18 protein-coding genes and 1 tRNA gene are annotated in these 18,398 nt (G+C 38.3%); 4 read left to right on the forward strand and 15 right to left on the reverse strand.

All coding sequences use genetic code 11. The features are described from left to right. Positions 1–8: 8 nt before the first annotated feature. Positions 9–82, reverse strand: a tRNA-Arg gene (locus IGL70_RS09135). Between the two features lie 153 nt (positions 83–235). Here IGL70_RS09135 and IGL70_RS09140 point away from each other — a divergent pair. Then, on the forward strand, positions 236–400 hold the full coding sequence (locus tag IGL70_RS09140) for a hypothetical protein (RefSeq protein ID WP_002286676.1): 165 nt from the start codon (positions 236–238) through the stop codon (positions 398–400). A 70-nt stretch (positions 401–470) separates the two neighbouring features. On the opposite strand, the gene IGL70_RS09145 is transcribed toward IGL70_RS09140, so the two are convergent. The 11 genes from IGL70_RS09145 to sfsA all read right to left on the reverse strand — a co-directional run bounded on the left by IGL70_RS09145 (position 471) and on the right by sfsA (position 10,876). Further along, complete coding sequence (locus IGL70_RS09145) at positions 471–1,652, reverse strand: GNAT family N-acetyltransferase (protein ID WP_002286589.1); 1,182 nt, start codon at positions 1,650–1,652, stop codon at positions 471–473. A 122-nt stretch (positions 1,653–1,774) separates the two neighbouring features. Further along, positions 1,775–2,188, reverse strand: coding sequence for a DUF3284 domain-containing protein (locus IGL70_RS09150; RefSeq protein ID WP_002286592.1), 414 nt, complete (start codon positions 2,186–2,188; stop codon positions 1,775–1,777). After that, complete coding sequence (locus IGL70_RS09155; protein WP_002286596.1) at positions 2,188–2,370, reverse strand: DUF3188 domain-containing protein; 183 nt, start codon at positions 2,368–2,370, stop codon at positions 2,188–2,190. The genes IGL70_RS09150 and IGL70_RS09155 overlap by 1 nt, the downstream gene beginning before the upstream one ends. A 30-nt stretch (positions 2,371–2,400) precedes the next feature. Next, positions 2,401–2,622 carry a hypothetical protein gene (locus IGL70_RS09160; protein WP_002286598.1) on the reverse strand — a complete coding sequence of 74 codons (222 nt, stop codon included), beginning with the start codon at positions 2,620–2,622 and terminating at the stop codon, positions 2,401–2,403. A gap of 67 nt (positions 2,623–2,689) precedes the next feature. After that, positions 2,690–4,150, reverse strand: coding sequence for a PTS sugar transporter subunit IIC (locus IGL70_RS09165; RefSeq protein ID WP_002286601.1), 1,461 nt, complete (start codon positions 4,148–4,150; stop codon positions 2,690–2,692). Between the two features lie 107 nt (positions 4,151–4,257). Then, positions 4,258–4,578, reverse strand: coding sequence for a PTS lactose/cellobiose transporter subunit IIA (locus tag IGL70_RS09170; RefSeq protein WP_002286604.1), 321 nt, complete (start codon positions 4,576–4,578; stop codon positions 4,258–4,260). A gap of 29 nt (positions 4,579–4,607) precedes the next feature. Further along, positions 4,608–4,925: a PTS sugar transporter subunit IIB gene (locus IGL70_RS09175; protein ID WP_002286606.1), complete on the reverse strand. Its 318-nt coding sequence runs from the start codon at positions 4,923–4,925 to the stop codon at positions 4,608–4,610. Between the two features lie 151 nt (positions 4,926–5,076). Further along, the gene (locus IGL70_RS09180) at positions 5,077–7,779 is read right to left on the reverse strand and encodes a sigma 54-interacting transcriptional regulator (RefSeq protein WP_002326050.1); all 2,703 of its coding nucleotides are present in this window, start codon (positions 7,777–7,779) and stop codon (positions 5,077–5,079) included. Between the two features lie 62 nt (positions 7,780–7,841). Continuing rightward, complete coding sequence (locus IGL70_RS09185) at positions 7,842–9,119, reverse strand: DEAD/DEAH box helicase (RefSeq protein WP_002294535.1); 1,278 nt, start codon at positions 9,117–9,119, stop codon at positions 7,842–7,844. Further along, on the reverse strand, positions 9,119–10,132 hold the full coding sequence (locus IGL70_RS09190) for a Gfo/Idh/MocA family protein (RefSeq protein ID WP_002286612.1): 1,014 nt from the start codon (positions 10,130–10,132) through the stop codon (positions 9,119–9,121). The genes IGL70_RS09185 and IGL70_RS09190 overlap by 1 nt, the downstream gene beginning before the upstream one ends. 15 nt (positions 10,133–10,147) lie before the next feature. Further along, positions 10,148–10,876, reverse strand: a complete 729-nt coding sequence (gene sfsA, locus IGL70_RS09195) for a DNA/RNA nuclease SfsA (RefSeq protein ID WP_104765411.1) — start codon at positions 10,874–10,876, stop codon at positions 10,148–10,150. 164 nt (positions 10,877–11,040) lie between these two features. Between sfsA and IGL70_RS09200 the strand changes: the two genes are divergently transcribed. From IGL70_RS09200 to zwf, 3 genes are all read left to right on the forward strand, one after another. Continuing rightward, positions 11,041–11,382, forward strand: coding sequence for a DUF4828 domain-containing protein (locus tag IGL70_RS09200; RefSeq protein WP_002294538.1), 342 nt, complete (start codon positions 11,041–11,043; stop codon positions 11,380–11,382). A gap of 181 nt (positions 11,383–11,563) precedes the next feature. After that, positions 11,564–12,211 carry a metal-dependent transcriptional regulator gene (locus IGL70_RS09205; RefSeq protein ID WP_002286616.1) on the forward strand — a complete coding sequence of 216 codons (648 nt, stop codon included), beginning with the start codon at positions 11,564–11,566 and terminating at the stop codon, positions 12,209–12,211. Between the two features lie 14 nt (positions 12,212–12,225). Further along, positions 12,226–13,752 (forward strand): glucose-6-phosphate dehydrogenase, encoded by a 1,527-nt coding sequence (zwf, locus tag IGL70_RS09210; RefSeq protein WP_002286618.1) that lies wholly within the window; start codon positions 12,226–12,228, stop codon positions 13,750–13,752. Between the two features lie 48 nt (positions 13,753–13,800). On the opposite strand, the gene ileS is transcribed toward zwf, so the two are convergent. From ileS to IGL70_RS09225, 3 genes are all read right to left on the reverse strand, one after another. Further along, a complete protein-coding gene (gene ileS, locus IGL70_RS09215) occupies positions 13,801–16,599 on the reverse strand; it encodes an isoleucine--tRNA ligase (RefSeq protein ID WP_002286621.1) in 2,799 nt (932 codons plus the stop codon). Between the two features lie 261 nt (positions 16,600–16,860). Next, positions 16,861–17,568: a DivIVA domain-containing protein gene (locus IGL70_RS09220; protein WP_002286622.1), complete on the reverse strand. Its 708-nt coding sequence runs from the start codon at positions 17,566–17,568 to the stop codon at positions 16,861–16,863. A 20-nt stretch (positions 17,569–17,588) separates the two neighbouring features. Continuing rightward, entirely contained in the window at positions 17,589–18,371 is a 783-nt protein-coding gene (locus tag IGL70_RS09225) for an RNA-binding protein (protein ID WP_002286624.1), read from the reverse strand. Positions 18,372–18,398: the final 27 nt, after the last annotated feature.

An 18,398-nucleotide genomic window follows, 5' to 3' on the forward strand; every position in this document is an offset into this window, starting at 1 on the left:
TATTTGTACGTTCCTGACTGGAATTGAACCAGCGACCTATCGCTTAGGAGGCGATTGCTCTATCCTACTGAGCTACAGGAACAATTTCAATAAATCAATTGTAGCTTGTTTGTTTTTTACTTGCAAGCTTATCTGCTAAAAAAATCAGCTTATAAGTTAGGCAAAACGTTTTCACTAGTCCTTAACAGATGATAAACTAGAGGTAGAATGAAATAATGTAGGGAGGTTCTTTCCAATGAATGATAAGCCAAAAGAAAAAGTATACGCAGAACGCTTAGATTCATCTAAAAAAAATCGGGAAAAGATTACGAAAGAAGCAATCCAAGACCACAAAAAAGAAAACCCTAAAACAAAAGAAAACAAAAAATTCAAATTTACGAAAAAAGAGGATTTACTTTAACATTTTCCTTCAAATGCCAAATGAAAAACAAAAGGGTGGTGACAAAAATATTGTCATCACCCGTTTTTTATCAAAAATAGTCATTAAGAATTGGCTGTTGCTGTGGCAAGATTGAGCTTAACGTTTCTTCATATTCTTTTGTCACCTGTATTCTTTCTTGGAATACCAACTCTTCCACTTTACGATACCCTAATAATAGCTGCGTGATATGTTGGATACTTCCTCGAACGATTGGGAGTTTTGTTTGTTCTACTTTTGAGAGATGATTTTTTCCATTTTCGATTGTTACTTCCACGATTCCTTCATTCCATTTCGCATAATGATCTTCTTCTATTTGTAGGGCAAATGCAGCTTGTCTCTTTTTAAATGGATAATTTTCCAAAAACAAAGAAATATCTACGATCCTCGCCATCATATAAGGTGTGATCATTACAGAAGCAAATGGATTTTCTAATAGATAATTTTGATCATTACCGCCGTAGCCGCATGAATATTCAAATGTTTCAAAAGCACCATTGTGAGAACTTACGAAGCGAACAAGGCTGCAAAAAGCATCATGATCCAAAAATCCCCACTCCGCAATAATAAAGGAAGACGTTGCAAGCTGATAAACGATATATCCCGTTGCTTCCTCATTATCATCAAAATGCAAAGCAAACTGGTAATTGCCTTTTTGCTTGAATTTATACGTATACCACCAGTCTTCGCGCTTCAGACCAGCTCGTTGGTTTTCCGGCATCTGTTCATAAATTCTTCTGATTGCAGCTTTTGCATCTTCAAAATCCATACGCTTTATTTTTCCAGATTTTTTTTTGATAAACGGCACATCACGACTGTTTAGTTGATAACTGATTTTATCAAATGATTGTTCATAGCCATAGCGCCGATAGAAGGGATAGGAGAATGGCGCCAGATAAGATAAGCTTACTTTACGATCACGGCAATCTTCAAGGATCTTTTCCATGATCTGATTGATCCCGCCTTGTCCCCTTGCTTCTGGATAAGAAGCAACATAGCCAATGCCGGCCATTAGGTACTCTTGTCCGTAAAAATTCACTGGAAAAGGGGTCGCCATGACTTGACTTGTTAGCCGATCCTCCTCATCAAAAAATCCGTAATTCCAAGAATTCTCCGCAAGTGTACGAAAACGTTCTCGCCTTTCAGGTGTATCTGCCCCATTAAATGCATAAGTGGCTAAATCAAACATTTCCTCAATCGAAGATACACCTAGCTCTCTTACTTTGTTTGTCATTTTGCTGCCCCTTCCTACAAAAAAGCTAGTGAGGATTCGCAGGAAAGATCTATCTTCCTATGAAAAATTCCTTCTAGCTTACTTCATTTTTCAATAACTAAATAGTACCATGTTTCATTGATTTAATACGTTGCTTCGATCATATCTAGCATTTTTTTGAAACGTCTCCGTTTAAAATACATCAAGATTGTTCCTAAAAGCATATCATTCAACTTTTGAAGCATGCCATAAGACTCCATTTTTTCTGTGTAATGAACCTCACAGGTCGAATCGTCCAATGGTTTGATTTGATAATGAACGACGAATTCATTCTTCGTTGTCGATGTACGAAACTTATAAGACTGGTTTTCAATGACTTCTTCGATTTTTATGCGAGCCCGGTTATTTTGCGAGAATTGTTTGACGTACTCCAAATTTTTCAGCTGTTTTCTAGTTACTGATTTGCCGGTCGCTTTACGTACATCGAAAAGGACAGAGTCCATAACTTTATCGTAAAAAAACGATGCTGGAATATTTAATTTTTTCGTGATTTCCATTAGTTATTTTTCTCCTTTGCTTCTTCTCTTTTTTTCCCCTTCATGAAGAAATAGATTCCTAATCCTGTTAGAAAAAGACCTGTGACCATACTATACAAATCATACCTTTGCGAATGTGGATTCAAACTATACAACACGATCAAAGAACCAATACTACATAAAAATAAACCGTTTTTTATCATCTCAACCATCCTATCTTTTTAAACCATTTTCTAAACAGCTGTTGATTGAAAATAAAGGACTGTTCCCCAAGGCTGTGCTTTGATTAGTTCCTTTGCTTTTTTAGCCGCAACTTCCGGATCTTCTGCACTTGTTTCAAAGAACAGCTTGATTCCTTGTTTTTCTTTAAATGTAAAAGTCATTCCTTCTTCATTGTATCCTTCTAACAATTCTTTGATTTCATCTTGTTGCATTGCACTGGCAATTGTAATCATTTCAGTTCCTCCTCGAAAATTCATTATGAGGAACGAAACTTAAAGCGTCCCGCTCCTCACGTTCATCTTATTGTTGTTCGCCTGCGGCAGGGTCCATTTTGTTTGCAGAGATGACAAATGGTGCCCAAATCAAGAAAGTCACGACCATACATACTAATGTTACGATCGGTGCCCGCCAATCCGCTCCTGTTGCTAAGAATGACAATAAGAACGGCGGTACTACCCATGTGACTTGCTGCGATACCGGAGCGACTAGGCCAAGATAAGTAGCTGTCCATCCAATTGCTGTTGCTACTACTGGAGCAATCAAGAATGGGATAAACATGATTGCATTCAATACGATTGGCAGACCAAACATCACTGGTTCGTTGATATTGAAGATACCAGGCCCAATGGATAATTTAGCTACTGTTAGATAATCTGCACGTTTAGAGAAAATCAAGATAGCTATCAGTAAGACGATCGTTCCGCCTGATCCGCCAAACCATGCAAAAGCATCGAACGATCCGCGGACCCACATATAAGCTTTTCCATCTTCGATTGCATCTAACACGGCTGGTGTACCAGTTTTTCCGTTATAACCTTTTTGGAAAATATCAATATTGATTAGTTGTGCTTGTCCCCAGATTCCCTCTAGCACTGGTGCCAATACATTTGGTCCATGAATACCAAAGAACCAGAATACTTGAACAAATACTGTGACGATCAATACTGCTCCCAACCCTTGAGATAATCCTAGGAATGGTTCTGCAATATATTTTTGCACCAAATCAATGATCAGTTGCCCATCAGCTACACGACCTACGATATAATTGATAATAGCAATGACGTATAAAGCGATCGTCGCTGGTAAAATGGCTGCAAATGCTTTAGATACTGCTGGTGGTACTGAATCAGGCATTTTGATCGTAATGTTGGCAAGCATCAATTTACAAAAAATAATGACTGAAATAGCTCCCATGATCATAACTGTAAAATAAGCGTTTCCATTCAAATGATCTAGTTTTAGCCAACCCCATAATCCAACTGACAGTGTGCCATCTGCAATCGTTGCACCAATCTCAGAACTATTGATTGCATCTGCGACATTTGAAGGAACATTCACATCTAATGCTGCTGATAATGCTGGACCAAAGGAAATACCTTGAATCAAGGTAGCTAAACCAACGATCCCCCCAGCTAGATCATTTACTCCATAAGCTCGGGCAAGATTATACCCCCAAGAAAAGGCAAAGATCAATCCGGCGATTGCTAGTGTACCGTTCCAGACAAAACCATTGATTCCGATGATGACATTCAATACGGCAAAGATTCCTTTGTCTGCTGCTAAACTGTCAGCATAGGTACTGTTAAACTGTTGCGGTAAATCACGAATAATTGCATTGATCATTACAGCGACTGATCCCGCCATTGTTGCGGGCAGTGTGCCGATAAAAGCATCACGCAAAGCAACTAAATGTTTTTGCGCTCCGATTTTTGCGGCAACCGGCAGGATGTATTTCTCCATCCAACTTGATAGTCCGTTCATTTTTTACTTCCTCCTATAAGTTTTTTATATAAAGAGAGTTCTCCTTATAACAAAATAAAAAATCCGTTCAAAAATTTTTCTTCTTCCGTTCAAAAAAGAAGTTGTATTTATTCGCTGTATACGCGACGATAAAGTTCGATGATTTCTTTTGCTAAATCAGTAAACGCAATAGATGTCATTAAGTGATCTTGACTGTGAACAGTCAATAATGTCACTTGCATATGATTTCCTTGTGCTTCTTGTGTCAACATGTCTGTTTGTGCATGATGCGCTTGTATAAGTGATTCTTCTGCATCAGCGATTTTCCTATCCGCTAACTCAAAATCACCGATTTTAGCAGCCGCAATCGCTTCCATTGCATCGCTCTTTGCATTACCGCCAAACATGATTAACCCCATGATGGCTTCTAGATTTTGTTGATCTTCCACGTTGTTATACCCCCAACTGCATACTTGATTTATTTCATTAGATTTTCTGCTTGTGCAAGAACTTTTTCTCCGTTCATCATGCCATAGTCTTGCATATTGATGACATCTAATGGAATACCTTTAGGCGCAAGTTTTTGTTCAAATTGAGCTTTCATGAAACGTACTTGAGGACCTAATAATAATACATCGACATTCTTAGATTCTAAATTATTATCTGCATCTGAGGCAGAGACCGCAAAAATATCGGCTTCCATCCCTTTTTCTTCTGCTGCTTTTTGCATTTTTGTGACCAATAAACTCGTACTCATCCCTGCTGAACAAACTAACATGATTGTTTTTTTTGCCATTTTTAACACTCCTTTTATTTTTTTACACTTTTATATAACGCAAGAAGCATGCCAATAAAAAAAAGAGCTGAAATAGCGTTTTCATGCTTTTTAGCTCTTTTTTATAGTGCGCACACAGATGTTTAGTGTGTAAACAGTATGATTAGTGTGTTCATTTTTTTATTTTATTTTCAAGAAACATTTGTGTAAGAAATGCGATATCATCTTCTGGAATTTTTACCTGATATTTTCGTTCTAGTGCCATCAAGTTTGCCCGAACGATATCCATTTCCAAACGATAAATTTTTGAGAAAATAGACAGTTTCTCAAATTGCCGATGGCTTTCTTGTTTGATCAATCCGTCTAACATGAAGGCTAAATGGATAACGATTCCAGTATCTACTCCAGGTTCCACGATAATCGACAAATCGGTCTGGATCTGCTGAACTGTCTTTTGCAATGAACGGATCAGTTCATCAATAGAAAAGACATCGCTTAATGATCCAGCAAGTGAATCGACAATTTTAGCTGTCGGGATCTCATCATCAGCTATACGCTTTAAAATATTTAGTTTTTCATCATCAAAAACGTCATAGGCTGAAAAAAATGGGATATTTTGATAATCAACATCAACTGTTCCCGCAATTGCTTTGATCTCATATTCTTCCAATAAGGCATCGATGTGTTTTTTGAATGATTCACGTTCTAAAAACTGCATCTGGATCAGTTCTACCTTATTTTGATTAATCACTGGCATAATACGCTGATATAATTTGGCAGCTACTCCTTCACCAGTAAAGCATGTCACGATTACGGCTTTTTTACGCTGTAAAGTTTCAGACTTTTCCGCTTTGAACTGATCACGTACGATCGATTCAAAGGAAAGCTGGATATTTTGATAAATATCTTCTAAGCTTCTTCCAACACTTGCCATCCGTATCGCTTCTATCACAATCATGGTACTTGTCATCGTGATAGCTTTCGTCCGAATGCCAGTCTCTTCATAAATCAAATCACTGAAGGTGTTTAATGATCCCATATCTGTTAACAAGAGTAGGCCATTCGTCAAATGCTCTTGATAGTTTTTGACATATTGTAACACTTCTTCATACATTGTTTGAACTTCCATAACCAGTGGCATATTAAAAGCTTTCCCTACTTTTGTTCCTAATAGTTCTTGTGCCATCTCCAACATGCTTGAAGCAGTCTGTCTGCCGTGCATCAATACGAGAACATCTACTTTGTTTTCTTTAACAGGCTCACTTTCTCCTAGATTGATAGAAAGAAACATACTAATAAAGCCGATTTCATCAAAAGGAATCTCAACTTGTTCTTCTTCTTCAATGATCGTTGAAAGATCGATTGCTACCTGGAATTCCCTCTTAAAATTTTTTCGTACGTTATTCAAATCTGGATGGACGATCATATGACCTTCTCTCACACGATCCAATGTACTTTGCAAATGCAAAGCAAAAGCAAAACGAGCTTTTTCATTATAAATACGGTCTAACCGTTTTTCAGCCACATCATACAATTGATTGGTTAACCGCCAGATTTCATCTGGCAAAAGATCTTTGGGAATCGAACTTTTAGTCAATTCTTTGACATATGTCTGGAAATAAGCATCCACATCTTTTGAAATGAGGGTCTCTAGATCAATGTTCTCCACACCGGTTTCGGAAAGAGAAGTGACTTTTTCCTCAATATCGTTATAGACCTGCATGTTTCGTTCTGGATCTTGTGACCAGACAACATCAGCAAATCCTGGTTCAAATGTCAAATACTGACTTTTGCTGTCCATGAATCGGTCGAGACGTTCCGGTATTTCCTTGATTTTCAGTAATCCTTTTTGTACTTGAAGGGAAAGTTCTTCTTTTCGAATGATTAGCTTTTTCTCATGATGAGTACGGTAATGTAAAAAAGATTTTGCACAGACTAGTTTCAAGTCTCGTTTCACTTGACCGATATTTCCTTCCGCATCATAAAGCATGAAGGCAAGAATCGCTTCTTTTTCGATATCGATACGTTGATTCAAACGATTCGCTTCTTGTTTGATAAAAAGAGAGATGATTTCATAACGCTCATCCAGTGAACGTGAAGCAAGATTCGGCAAGGTGATTGCCATAGGAATCCGTCGATTGAACGTAGATAAGAAACTTTCTGAAGATTCAGTCGTCGCCCCAATGATCTGAACAGATGCTTCATGTACTTGTGCACTTTCTCCAAGCGGACGGTAAATACCTTTATCAATGAAAGTAAACAGCATTTCCTGCCCTTCCGGCGGTAAACGGTGGATCTCATCTAAAAACAATATACCGCCGTCTGCTTTGGCTATTAGACCGGGACTATCTTGAGCTGCTCCTGTGTAAGCCCCTTTTTTGATCCCAAAGATGTGTCCAAAGAGCAGTTGCGGATTTTGAGCATAATCCGCACAATTGAAAGAAACAAATGGCGCATCTGCAGAAAGCATCTCTGAATCGATTGCAAAATGATACATACATTCAGCAAACATCGACTTCCCTGTACCAGTTTCTCCAAAAATAATCGTATGCAACCCCCGCGGTGGATAAAGAATCGCAGCTTTTGCCTGCTGTATGCTGACTTTTAAAGAATCATTTTCTCCAACGAGTGTTTCAAAAGTCACTTGCGTAGAAGAGTCGACATGCACTTCATCAGATTTTGACTTTTCCGTTGGCAAAGAGTAAACGACTGGTCGGCCAGCGGTTTTTACAATATGATGGGCCTTGTATAGTTCACTTAAATATCGGCTTGCATTGCTTCGATCGATAGTTAAGCGCTCAGCTACATCACTTGCTGTCAATCCTTGTTGGTTTTCTGTCAATAGCTGCAAGATCTCTTCTTGACGTTCTTTCACATAACCCCTCCTCTGGCAACCAATTTTGTTCCCGTTTTCATAATCATAGCATAAAAAGGCGCTTATTTGCGCCTTGCTCCTTTATTTCTCTCTTTTTTTGATTTATTTTTAACTTTTTTTCTTATTTTTTCTTTGTTATATTCTGGGTTCTGCTCCTTTCCAGAAAAAGTTTTCGCATACTTTTTATTTACTGCAGGAGCTGCATCTTCTTTGGTTGGCTGCTCAGTTTGCAGCTTACCTCCGTATAAAAAAATCTCTTCAAGTGTTATATTTGATGGACGTAAAAGCCGTTTTAAATCTCTTAGATTATTATCTTGTACGAGTGTAATTACTATTCCTTCATTACCCATTCGACCAGTTCTTCCCGAACGATGCAAATAAGCTTCTTCACTTAACGGAACTTCTGCATTCACTACATAAGGAAGACCTGTAATATCTAAACCTCTAGCCGCCACATCTGTGGTCAAAAGTGCTCTGACCATTTTCTTTTTGAATTGTTCTAGCGCTGCTTTTCGGAGTAGCTTGTTCTGATCAGAGGCCAGACTTCCTACCGGTACACCTCTATACAGCAATTTTTCTTCCATCACGCCTAATTCAGTCAGTTGATTAAAGAAAATCAGACCATGAAAATCTTCTATATGCGTGAGACGTCTCAAATAGTCATCTTTCTTTCGTATCGGTACACGTAAAAAGTAATGTCTCAGTCCTTTTCGAGAATCGTCCTCTGCTGTCACGTCAATTGTCTCAAACGTTTTCCCAGTGATTTTTTCAATGCTTTCAAGGGAACGATCTGCTGTCGCTGAAAAAAAGGCTAGCTGATACTCTGTTGGAGCTTGATGAAGAATTTGATCAATGATTTGGCTGTTCCCAGCGTCAAATAGCTGGTCTGCTTCATCAAATACCATTGTTTTCACTTGATGTGCTTTTATTTTTTTTGCTTTCATCAATTCCAGTATTCTTCCTGGTGTACCAATCAAGATTTCTGGTTTTTTCTTCAACCCCTCAATCTGACGTTTGACGTTGGCTCCGCCCACCAAAGATTGGACTTTCAACTCTTTGTCTTTTCCCCATTCACGTGCAACATCTGCTACTTGAATAGCTAGTTCTTGAGAAGAAGCAAAAATGACCAACGCACTTGCTTCACCTGGTTCCACGTTTAGTAGTAGAGGCCAAAGATAAGCCAGTGTTTTACCTGAACCTGTAGGAGAAACCGCTACTATACTTTGTTTATTACTTAGTGGCTGAAAAACTGCTCGTTGAATAAGAGAAGGTGAGATAAACCCTTTATCCTCATATTTTTTCTGCCAATTTTCGGGAAATACTTGTACAAATTCGTTCATTAAAAATCTTCCTCATTATCTGCATCGAATTTGATGCCGCCATTTTTTCTTAAATCATAAATCACTTGGTTCACATTTCTAGCTAGCTCGATCCACTCTTCATACAACAATCCCCAAGCTGGATCTTTCGGATGAGCCATGACATTGGCAAAATCCTCTGCTTCATCTGCCATTGGATTTTCTGCAGCTGTTACCGCCAAATCAATGATTTCTTTATGCGCGCGATCATGAAATTGTGCTTGTTCAATTGCATTGACTCCATTCATCACTAGCGTTCCTGAGTCAAAATAAATCTCTGATGGTAAATAAGAATCACCGATTTTACCTGGCTGGATCGATACATCAAAATTCTCATAACGTAAGATCCCCCATCCAAGACCATCTACACCAGTAGAAATCTTTCTTGGGAAATAATGGACTTCTTTTGGCATTCCAAACCAAGCAACAGCTGCATATACAAGGTAAACACCTAAATCCATCAATGCACCACCTGAGAAATGAGTCGAGAAGATATTCGGTTCTTCTCCATCTAATACTTGGTCATAGCGCGAAGAATATTTCATATAGCTGAAATTTGCACCGATTATCTCGTCTTTTAATGGTAAGTAATCGGCAATCTTTTTAAAACCTGATTCATGGATATTTCTTGCTGCTTCAAAAAAATACACATTGTGTTCATTTGCCAAATGGATGATTTCATCCATTTCTTTTGGCGTCGAAAAAGCTGGCTTTTCAACTATCACATTTTTTCCTGCCAAAATTGCTTGCTTAGCTTGACTAAAGTGAAGACTATTCGGAGAAGCAATATAAATGGTGTCCATATGAGTAATATTGAAAAAAGTCTTCAAATCTGTTGCGAATTCGATATCCCCTTCATAATGAGAACCAAATTCCTGTGCTTTTTCCAAATGTCTAGAATATACCGCTGTCAATTCATATTTTTTTGTGCTTAAAGCTGCTTGGACAAATTGATGAGTAATCCAATTTGTTCCGATAATACCTAAGTTGATCATTATTTTACCTTCTTTCTATTGTATAGGATCTTCAAAAGGGATATCTACATCAAATGGAATGGCCTGCTTGACAGTTACCTCATCTGCCGATACTTGACAATTATAGGCGAGGATTTGAACTCCGCTTTGCTGCGCATGTCGAACCATATCAGCTAGTGCTGGTTGCATTTCTTCATGGATCGTTGCCAGATGAAGATGTTCGAATTGAGCAATAAACAAGACATAAGCGGCATAACCATCTTGTGCGGCATACGTTAATTCTCCTATATGTTTCAATCCTCTGAGTGTGGGCGCATCAGGAAAAGCACCAATCGCTTTATTTTCAAGTGTCATACCTTTGACTTCAACAAATGCTTTTTGTCCGACCACCGTCTCTAAATAAATATCAAATTTGGAGTGAAGATAAGTTACTTCACGCTTGTATACCGTAAATGGACCAGTTAATCCTGGTAAAAGGATCGTGCCGTCTAAAATACCATCAATTGCCAGCCGATTAGGCAATTGACTATCGATATTAAACCAGTCACCCTTCTTTTTTACAGCAATCAGATCATAGGCGGTTTTCCGTTTAGGTCCAGGAACAAATACAATAGCCACTTCAGCGCCTGGTATCAGGACCTCTTTTCCTCTACCTGTATTTTTGACATGCGCAATAATTATTTCTCCGTCTTTTTTCATACAATGTGCTATAAACCGATTCGGGCGGTCAATAAAAAAAGCTATTTCCACTTGCTGATACTTCAAATTATGTCACCTTTCTTCCTACTATGTATCCTATCATAATTTGTAGAAAAACAGTAAAAAAACCAGTCGAAAGTCTTAGAGAAATTTTAGCTTTTATTCGGTACAATGAAATAAAGAAGAAAGAATATGTCTATGCGATTATTTTCTCATAAAGGAGTGATTTGGTGATAAAAAAAATGATCTATTTTCTTGGTTCACTCATTACCGTTCTCTCAAGTTTTATTTACTTGAAAAAGAAAAAACAAGCGGAAAAGTCAGAAGGACTCTCAAAGTATCAAGGTACATGGTTCTTTAGTGATAGCCAGCAAAAACAACAATTACAGATTACATCTGATTACACGTTTTTGATCAACGGTCAGTCTCTTGGCACATCTGTGGTAGAAATAGATGAATATCGTTTAGTCGTACGTGATCAGTATGGTTTTTATCTTATCTTTTCTTATCCCGAACAAACTCTTTATGACGAATCTGCAGACACTTCATATAAGTTGTTATCTGAAAAATAGATCCTTCCCAATGTATATATATCCTTTATAAACGAAAGAATGAGTCTTCTCTATCATCTTTCGTTTTTTGTTGTAAAAACGTCTAAAAATCCTTTGTTTTTTATTTAGAAAAATAGTCAATTAACGTTTTTTTTGTTACACTTACTAATGATGGTTTTTTACCATGAAAGGATGATCGAATATGACACCAAATCGAGAAGATTATTTGAAAATCATTTTAGAACTAGGTGGAGATACAACGAAAGTCAACAATAAACAAATCGTATCTAGTCTAGATGTCTCAGCTGCATCTGTCAGTGAAATGATTTCTAAACTTGTGAAAGAAGAGCTTGTAGAACATTCCCCTTATCAAGGTGTACAATTGACTGCAAGCGGACTGCAAAAAGCTAGCAGTCTGATTCGCAAACATCGCTTATGGGAAGTTTTTTTAGTTGAACATTTAGACTATAGCTGGAATGAAGTCCATGATGATGCTGAAGTATTGGAACATGTGACTTCGGAACATCTTGCAGATCATTTAGAAAACTATTTGAATCATCCTGAACATTGTCCTCATGGAGGATCGATTCCTAAAAAAGAGGAAGTTGTCCATGAAGAACGCCGACAAACATTGGAGTCCTATCCTGTCGGTACAAAAGTGCGTATCGCACGAGTGCTTGATGAAAAAGAATTGTTGGATTACTTAGTCACTATTGACCTGAATATCAACGAAGAATATGAGATCGTTGACATCGCAGCTTATGAAGGACCGATCACTATCCAAAATGATAGAAAGAAAATCCCCGTCAGCTTCAAGGCGGCCAGCACGATTTTTGTCGATAAAATATAAAGGAGTGTATCCACATGTCTAATGAAAAAAATGTATTGTTTACGATATTCGGCGGTACAGGTGACCTAGCCCAGCGTAAATTGTACCCGTCTTTGTTCCGCCTTTACAGAAAAGGAAATTTAGGCGAGCATTTTGCTGTAATCGGAACCGCTCGCCGTCCCTGGAGCGATGAGCACTACCGTGAAGTTGTCAAAGAAACAATCCGTGCATTGAATCCTTCAGATGAAGAAGCAACTACCTTTGCAAGCCATTTTTACTATCAATCCCATGATGTAAATGATTCAACGCATTATCAGACATTAAAAGAATTGTCTGACCGATTAGATGGACACTATCAATTAAACGGTAATCGTGTCTATTATTTGGCTATGGCACCTCAATTTTTTGGAACGATCGTTTCTCATTTGAAATCACAAAATATTATGACAAAAAATGGCTTCAATCGTTTGATCATAGAAAAACCGTTCGGTTCTGATTACCAGTCTGCTTTTGAATTGAACCAGCAAATCAGAGAAGTATTCCCAGAACAAGATATTTTTAGGATTGATCATTATTTAGGAAAAGAAATGATCCAAAATATCTCAGCTATCCGTTTTGCCAATAATATTTTTGAGGCTCAATGGAACAATCGCTATATCGACAATATCCAAATTACTTTTGGCGAAAACCTCGGTGTAGAAGATCGCGGGGGCTACTACGATCATAGTGGCGCACTTAAAGACATGGTGCAAAATCATATTTTACAGGTTGTAGCATTACTTGCAATGGAACCGCCAGTAGCATTTTCCGAAAAAGAAATCCGTACAGAAAAGATCAAAGCATTGAAAGCTATCCGCATTTATAACGAAGAAGAAGTGTTAGAAAACTTCGTTCGCGGGCAATATGCTCAAGGTGAATTGGATGGTGTACAATTCAAGGGCTATCGCGAAGAAGACAAAGTGGATGCTCAATCAGAGACTGAAACATTCGTCGCAGGCAAATTCACTATCGATAACTTCCGTTGGTCAGGTGTTCCTTTCTATGTACGTACAGGCAAACGTTTGACTGAAAAAGGGACTCGGATCAACATCGTATTCAAACAAGTTCCTGTTAATGTATTCAAAACATCTGTCGATGAACCATGTGACGATACGACACTTCCACCTAATGTTCTAACGATCTATATTCAGCCAACTGAAGGATTTTCTTTATCCTTGAATGGGAAAGAAGTAGGGCAAGGATTTGAAACGGAACCAATCAAATTGGAATTTAGAAATAGTGCAGAAATGGTTGAAAATAGCCCAGAAGCTTACGAAAAATTACTATTAGATGCGTTGAATGGTGATGGAACGAACTTCTCTCATTGGGAAGAAGTCGCTCAATCTTGGCATATCGTGGATGTCATTCGAAAAGCTTGGGACCAAACACAACCGGATTTTCCCAACTACAAAGCTGGATCAATGGGACCTAAAGCAGCTTTCGAACTACTTGAAAAAGACGGATTCGAATGGATCTGGCAACCAGATAACTGGTATCGTGAACGTGGAAAATTAAACGATTGATAACAAAAGGGGGTGTGACAAAGAACATGTCACACCCCCTTTTCCCTTTTACTTTTCTTCGAATCCTTCAGCTACAGCTTCAGGATAGAAGTCTTCAACGATTTTTGCACAACGACCGCATAGATGAGGAAGTTTTTCGTCTACTCCTACATCTTTACGAACTTGGCGACAGCGATCGCAAGTTTCCCCGTCTGCTTTTTCCACTGTAATAGCAACATCATCAAATACCATAGCGTTATCTGGCACTTGTTCATCTGCTGCCATAACTTCAAAGTAGTCTGGTGAAACGATCAATAATTGTGCAATATCTGCATCCAAAGCTTTTAACATTTCACGAACTTGTTGTTTTGGATAAACAGTTAGTTTTGCTTCCAAAGATTTACCAATCAATTTGCTGTTTCTTGCTTCTTCCAATGCTTTTAAGACATTATCACGGAAGTCCATGAAAGCAGTCCAGGTATCCATCAATTCTTCTTGGTTTGCAAACTCTTCATAACCAGGAAACTCGCTTAACTGAACGTACTCCTCTTCTTCTTTCAGGAATGACCAGATTTCTTCTGCTGTATGCGGAATGATAGGAGTCAATAATTTTGTCAAAGCTACAGCTGTTTGATAGAAAACAGTTTGCATGCAACGACGTTGATAATCATCTTCTGCTTCAATATAAACTACATCTTTAGCAAAATCCAGGTAGAATGACGATAGATCAACCGTCAAGAAGTTCATAACTGTACGATAAATATGCATGAAGTTATATTTGTCGTACCCTTCTTCTCGGATTTCTTTGATTACTTGGTTCAATCGAACGGTCATATATTTGTCTACAGAACGTAAATCATTGTACGAAACAGTATCTTTTTTAGGATCGAAATCTTCTGTATTCGCTAATAAGAAACGCATCGTATTTCTGATTTTACGATATACTTCTGCCACTTGACTTAAGATATCCATAGAAACACGAACATCTGCTTCATAATCTACACTAGATACCCATAAGCGAAGGATATCTGCACCAAATTGTTTGATCACTTTTTCTGGTGCAATGATGTTTCCTAAAGATTTACTCATCTTACGGCCTTCACCATCTAAAGCAAATCCTTGAGAAATAACTGATTTGTATGGTGCTACACCATTGATAGCCACACTAGTCGTGATACTTGAGTTGAACCAGCCACGATATTGGTCTGATCCTTCTAAGTACATATCTGCTGGGAATGATAATTCTGGTCGTTGACGTAAAACAGCTTCATGAGAAGAACCAGAATCAAACCAGACATCCATGATATCTTTTTCTTTTGTAAATTCGCCATTAGGAGAACCTGGGTGGGTAAATCCTTCAGGAAGAAGTTCTTTCGCTTCTTTTTCAAACCAGATAATTGATCCATGTTCAGCAAATAATTTTGCCACATGTTCGATTGTTTCTGGTGTGATGATTGCTTCTCCATTTTCAGCATAGAAAATCGGAAGTGGTACTCCCCATGCACGCTGACGGGAAATTACCCAATCGCCGCGGTCACGGATCATATTATACAAACGTGTTTTACCCCATGGGATAACCCACTCTACTTTTTCTACTTCATCCAAAATATTCTGACGGAATTTATCGATAGATGCAAACCATTGTGGAGTTGCCCGATAGATCACAGGCTTTTTCGTCCGCCAATCGTGAGGATAACTATGAGTAAAGAAATCTAGCTTCAGCAAAGCTCCTTTTTCTTTTAATAGATCAGTGATCATAGGATTTGCTTTGTCATAAAAGATTCCTTCAAATCCAGGTGCTTCTTCTGTAAACAATCCTTTTGAGTCTACAGGTGACACTACAGATAGTTTATATTTGCTACCAGCGATATAGTCATCTTCCCCATGTCCTGGAGCAGTATGGACTAATCCAGTACCAGCGTCTAAAGTAACATGATCGCCTAAAATCACAAGTGATTCACGTTCATAGAATGGATGACTTGCAGTCATATATTCCATTTCTTGTCCAGCAAATTCTTTTAGAACTGTTACATTTTCCCAACCGATTTCTGATTGGACTGTTTCTAGCAAATCTTTCGCTACGACAAACTTACGGCCATCGGCTTCCACCAATACATACGTAAATTTTGGATTTACAGCAATACCTTGGTTTGCTGGCAATGTCCATGGTGTTGTCGTCCAAATGACAAAAGCTGTATCTTCATCAAGAATATCTTTGCCGTCTTTGACATTGAAAGCTACAAAAATAGATGGAGATTTTACATCTTTATATTCAATTTCAGCTTCCGCTAAAGAAGACTCACTTGACGGAGACCAGTAAATTGGTTTCAATCCTTTGTAAATATAGCCTTTTTCAGCCATTTTACCAAATACGCGTACTTGTGCAGCTTCATAAGAAGGATCTAATGTAACATAAGGATGTTCCCAATCTCCTGCAACTCCTAGGCGTTTGAAATCTGCTCGTTGCTTATCTACTTGGGAAAGTGCATATTCACGACATTTTTCCAAGTATTCTGCCATGGACATTTCTTTACGTTTCACGCCTTTATTAGCCAATACTTGTTCAATCGGCAATCCATGTGTATCCCATCCTGGAACATATGGTGCACGATAGCCAGACATTGATTTTGAACGAATGATAATGTCTTTACTGATTTTATTCAATGAATGTCCTAAATGGATATTACCATTGGCATATGGAGGTCCATCATGAAGAACAAAGCTAGGTTTTCCTTCGTTCAACTCTTGTCTTTTTTGGTAGATTCGATTTTCTTCCCATTCTTTTTGCCACTCGCCTTCTCGGTTTGGCAAATTACCACGCATAGGGAATTTTGTTTTTCCTAATTGCAAGGTTTCTTTCATTTTCATTCAACCATACACTCCTTTATTTGTTTTCCGGACACAAAAAAGCATGTTCAGCCGCAAGGGACGAACATGCCGTGGTACCACCCAAATTTAGTTGCATCTATCTAGTGCAAACTCTCTGTGACCAATAACGAGGTCAGCCGCTGCTTCTTACTCTAATTTCGGAAAAGCAGGTCTCAAGTAGAGGATCTTTCACCATGCAGTGTCTTACCGAACTTCCACTCTCATCGGCTCGCTTTAAGAATAACAAAGTGCTTTTCTGTTCTACTCGTTTTCATTTTCACCAGGCACGATCGAGATATCAATAGCCTGTGTATCAAATGCCGTCATAGGTGCTTCTATGACTCCTGTGTCTGAGTTTACATCAGTATCATTTTCATTGTCAAGCTGTTTTGCTAAAACTTCTTTGATCACTTCATGGCTGTCAGTCACGTAGCTGGAGAATGGTTGTAAAATTTCATCCCATTCCGGACTTTTCACTTGTTCTAATTGAGACTCAAGCATCAAGCTGATACGTTGATGGAATACTCGTGTTTTTTTCTTAAGATCTTCAGTTTCTGTCGCAAGCTGTCTTGCTTTTTCTGTTGCATCTGTCAAGATTTTTCTTGCTTTTTCTTCTGCATCAGTTGTTAATTGATGTGCACGTTTTTCAGCGTTCGCAACTAACTCATCTGCTTTGTTTTGTGCAGAAGTAACGATCACTTCGGATTCCTTGCTTGCACTTGTTTTTACTTTATCAGCCGTATCTTGAGCTACGATGATTGATTGGTTCAAAGCATCTTTTAATTCATTGAAGTACTCAAGTTTTTCTTCAGAATGTTTGACTGCTTTTTCTAATTCTCGATTTCTTTGAGTCAATTCCTCATAGTCACGAACAACTAAATCTAAGAAATCATCTACTTCGTCTTGATTATATCCCCGCATTTTTGTCGGGAATGTCTTATTTTGGATATCTAATGGAGTTAAAGCCATGAGTAAACCACCTTTTTATTTTATTTACGTAATACACCGAACAGTACCCTGTACTTTTCTTTTTTCGTCTTCCCCTCAAGTTCTTGGATCTGGACTCTGCCATAACCTCTGACTGAAATAATATCTAATAGTTCAAGTACAAAATCAGGTCTTGTATTTTCTGTCCAGTTCACTTTTACTTTACCAGCTTCGATCAGCTGCTTGGACCGCTGTCTGGAAATATTATAAATCTCAGAGATCACACTGTCTAGTCGCATGGAACTAACTGTTCCTCTTTCTTGTGTCCAGCTATCTTTCGGCATAATCATTTCTGTGTATTTGATTGGTTCCAAGCGTACAGCAACCTTTCCAATCTTTGTTACTTGTGCAGCAACAAAATGATCCACCTCATTTGCAATAAATACTTGCCAGCGATCACCGTCCGAGATGATATCGCCAAAGTAAGAGCGTTTGATCCCCGTTCCCACTAAAGTTCCAAGGATTTTCCCATGACTTAGGCTGGCAAATTTGCTAGGATAATGGATTTCATACAATGCTGTTTCAAAATCTTCCTCTACAGGTTCGTAATAATCGGGGAAAATCAAACATCTTTTTCTTTCTGCCTGTTCATATCCGCCATAAAACATGAAACGCAAATCACTGCTTTGTCGAATCAGTGTTTCTAAAATATAGGATTGTCTTGGGTCAAGAAATTCGGTCAGATAGGGTGCATATTGTCCTTGAACTTGTTCAATCCAATCGCCTACCGAATCGATAAATGTACGTTCATCTGCCCGAAAGTGCTGGTATACATTTGCATCCAAAATTTTCCCCTCCTATCTATTCTGAGA

It is taken from the genome of Enterococcus sp. DIV0901a (assembly GCF_051711525.1).
Taxonomy (GTDB): domain Bacteria; phylum Bacillota; class Bacilli; order Lactobacillales; family Enterococcaceae; genus Enterococcus_B; species Enterococcus_B faecium.